General features: G+C 70.1%; 3 protein-coding genes. 1 reads left to right on the top strand and 2 read right to left on the bottom strand.

Translation table 11 applies throughout. From position 1 onward, the window contains the following. Window positions 1-193: biliverdin-producing heme oxygenase (locus G6017_RS07180; protein ID WP_182616690.1), on the top strand; the 193-nt coding region annotated here is incomplete at its 5' end. A gap of 80 nt (window positions 194-273) precedes the next feature. Here the strand turns inward: G6017_RS07180 and G6017_RS07185 are convergent. Together G6017_RS07185 and G6017_RS07190 are read right to left on the bottom strand one after the other, a co-directional pair. Next, on the bottom strand, window positions 274-1665 hold the full coding sequence (locus G6017_RS07185; protein WP_182616692.1) for a hypothetical protein: 1392 nt from the start codon (window positions 1663-1665) through the stop codon (window positions 274-276). A gap of 1 nt (window position 1666) precedes the next feature. Beyond that, a complete protein-coding gene (locus G6017_RS07190) occupies window positions 1667-3136 on the bottom strand; it encodes a hypothetical protein (RefSeq protein WP_182616694.1) in 1470 nt (489 codons plus the stop codon). Window positions 3137-3245 lie beyond the last annotated feature (109 nt).

The raw sequence follows: 3245 nt of genomic DNA on the forward strand, positions 1-3245 counted from the left end.
CATCGAGACCGGTCTGAGCTTCTACGACTTCGACATCGCCAAGCCCAAGGTCTACAAGGACGACTACCGGGCCGCGCTCGACGCCCTCCCGCTGAGCGAGGCCGACCGCGGAGCCGCGCTGGCCGCCGCCACCCGGGCCTTCGAGCTCAACCACCGGATCTTCCTCGATCTGGAGGCCCAGGGCGTTCGCTGACCGCCCGCCCGGGCCACCCGACGAGAAGCGGCCCCGACACCCCGGGAGGGTGTCGGGGCCGCGCCCGTTCCGCGGGTGACCTACATCAGGCTGCCGAAGAGGTTCGTCATACCCGCGAGCGAACCGCCACCGACGTTTCCGGTGTCGTCATCGTCGTCGTCATCCCCACCGGTGGTGAAGGTGATCGGCGCGCTGAGCTCCCACGGCGCGTGGACCGCGCCGGAGGCCGCATAGGTGTAGATGCCGTAGCCGCCCGTCTCCGACTTCGCGTCGGCCGCGTCCTTCGAGACGGTGAGGGTGGTGGTGAAGCTGCCGTCGGGGCGCAGTTCGACGGCACCGGCGGCGGCGCCCCCGATGACGGCGTGGTTCTCCGCGGCGAGGACCCACTTCTGCTCGACCACCTTGCGCGCCGCCGAGGTCCCGCCCGCGGACGGCTTCCACGCGTCCTCGAACTTGCCGAACACCAGGTAGAACCCGGCGGGCTTTCCGGCCAGCGGCGGGCGGACACCCACCACGGACCGGTCGTCGAAGCCGGTGCCGGTGATGGTCACCTGGTGGCTGCCGTCCGCGGCGAGTGTGGTCTCGGAGAGCTGGATCTTCGGGGTCCCGACGGGCACCTGGGTCTCGTCCTCGGTCAGGTCGTAGGTGACCTGGAGGGGCAGCGGGCCCTTGAGATTCTGGTCTCCGCCACAGCCGGTGTTGTAGTAGTGCGGGTGCACTGACGCCGGCACGGCCGCCAGCCACTCGGGCGTCCACGCGCCCCAGACGTTCGGCGCGGTGCAGGTCCGGTCCTGGGTCCCACCGTTGTGCTGCACTCCCGCGTACCGGGGGGACAGGGTGATGGTGCCGTCCTCGGCCACCTGGGCGGCACCCGGCCCAAACGACAGGACGGTCGTGCGACCGGCGTTGACCTCGGGAGTGGGGTTGCCGTTCATGTCGTTCGCCGCGCCGATGGTGACATCGGCGTTGAGCGTTCCGGAACCGTCGGCGTTGACGGTCAGCTTCGGATCGGCCAGGGTCTCGTCGGGAGCGTTGAGATTCGCCGGGTAGGCGTTGAAGGTGATCTCGCCGTCCCAGTCGATGGTGACGGTGCCGTCCGTACCGCGGACGCCCTCACCGTCGGAGAACGTGATCGCGTTGGGGGTCGCCTGCTGGCCCCCGATCAGACTCACGGGCATCGAGGTGGCCGGGAACGCCGCAGGTGTGTATTCGGCCTGCGTTCCCCCCGAGACCGACCCCACGAGAGCCGACGCGTCACCCGAGGCGTCGAGGATCCGCCACGGCCCGAAGATGCCCTTCTGCGCGTATCCGCTGATGCCCCAGACGAACGAGGCGTCCGAGACGGTGCCCGGGGTGACGTCCTGCGCCTGGGCCGCCGGGGCGGCGACGACTCCGGCGAGCAACGCGAGCGTCGCCCCCAGCATCGTGCCCCGTCGGCCGGCGAGCGCGAGCCGGGATCGAGAAGTCTTCACATCAGTCCTTTCGTCGAACTGTCTGGTAGAACAGCACTGCCGCGAGCGCGAGCAATGCGGTCCCCACCCACCACTGCCATTGGTGGGTGGGGTCTCCGGCCTTCTGGGAGGCGGAAGTCTGGGCGTAGACCACGTCGGCGCCGTGGAGCGGCGAGTTGGCCGCCACCGGGATCGTCGCCTGGTCTGCGAGAGCGGTCGACGCCGCGGGCGCGGGGCCACCTGTGGAGGGACTCGCGGAGGACGCGGGGATCGAGGCGAGCGTGCCGCCCACGGTGCCGGCGGTCATCGGAGAGGTGGAGGTGTAGTACTCCTCGAAGTACTCCTCGAAGACCTCGTCGACGGGGACCCCCTCGGCGGCCGGGGATTCGGGCGACACGCCCGGGTCCGCCCCCTCCCGCGCCGCCCTCACCGCATCGGGCTGGAGCGGTTTCCACGCCTCGTCCATCCAGGCGGCCGCGGTGTCGGCGACGTCGTCGCCCGCAGCGCGGAGGACCTGTTCGACCGTGTTGTCGAGTACCTGCCCCACGATTCCTTTCGACCCACCCGAGCCTCCGGAATTCGGCATTTCCTCGGGGTCATCCGGATTCCAACTCACCGCTATCGGGAGGGCGGGTTTCGCGCTGTCGGAGGTCCCGGTGGAATACCAGAATCCTCCCGATCCGGCGTCAGCGGCAAAGTCGACGAATTCAGCGGGGAATGCTCCCCAGTCATTCCCGTCTCTCGTCTGGGGATTCTCTCCCGGCTTGACGGAATAGGGCACGCGGAGGTATTCGGGGGTCACGGAGAAACCCTTTTTCCCACCCAGTTCCACGCGATTCCGGGGGAGGTTCGCGACAACGACGGTGCGCGACGGGATCGGGACCGACACCTCGGGGTTGTCCTGGGAACTCCGTCGCCCACCCAGGGTCGCGGTGACGGTCGCCTTCGTGGGCGTGACGGTGAGGACCGGGTCGGTGACGCTGAGGAACACCAGGCCCGAGTAGTAGAGGACCGAGGCGGTGCCCCTCCACTCGATCTCGGCGGTGCCCGCCCCAGCGTCGACCGTCCCGGTGCCGTTGCCGAAGACCATCTCGAGTCCGCTGTACCTGCTCGAGGCGGCGTCACGGATCGGCGTTCCCGACTGGTCGGTCTGCGTGCCGGCCCAGGTGGCGGCCGCCGTGGCCCCGGTCGCGGATCGCTTCTCGATCGTGACGTCGCCCGACGTGGCTCTCCACGTCTGTTCGGTGATCGTCGCCCCGGACCCGGCGAGCGCCGACGAGCTGTCCCCGGCGGAGAGGAAGTTGAGCCCGGGGCCGTGGCTGGGCCCGGCACTCTGTCTGCTGAGCCCCCATCGGAACTCCGCATCGGTCAACTCGACCTCGGAGCCCTGTGCGTGCGCAGCCGGAGTGCCCAGGAGCACGCCGAAGGCGAGCACCAGTGTCAGCGCCAGGGCCGTTGCCCGGCGGTGGGTCGATCGCAGGTGACTGGTCATCGGGGCTCCTCGTGCTGGACGACGGTCGTGGGGTGGTGGTTCACGTCGTCCTCGTGGACGTCGTCGGGCCCGGCGGGACCGGCGGGACCGGCGGGACCGGCGGGCCCGG

The sequence above is a fragment of the Dietzia sp. B44 genome, assembly GCF_014145245.1.
GTDB lineage: Bacteria > Actinomycetota > Actinomycetes > Mycobacteriales > Mycobacteriaceae > Dietzia > Dietzia natronolimnaea.

Bases quoted from the DNA above. Each gene is read 5' to 3' on its own strand.
- G6017_RS07190 (WP_182616694.1), bottom strand. From the start codon at position 3,136: ATGACCAGTCACCTGCGATCGACCCACCGCCGGGCAACGGCCCTGGCG.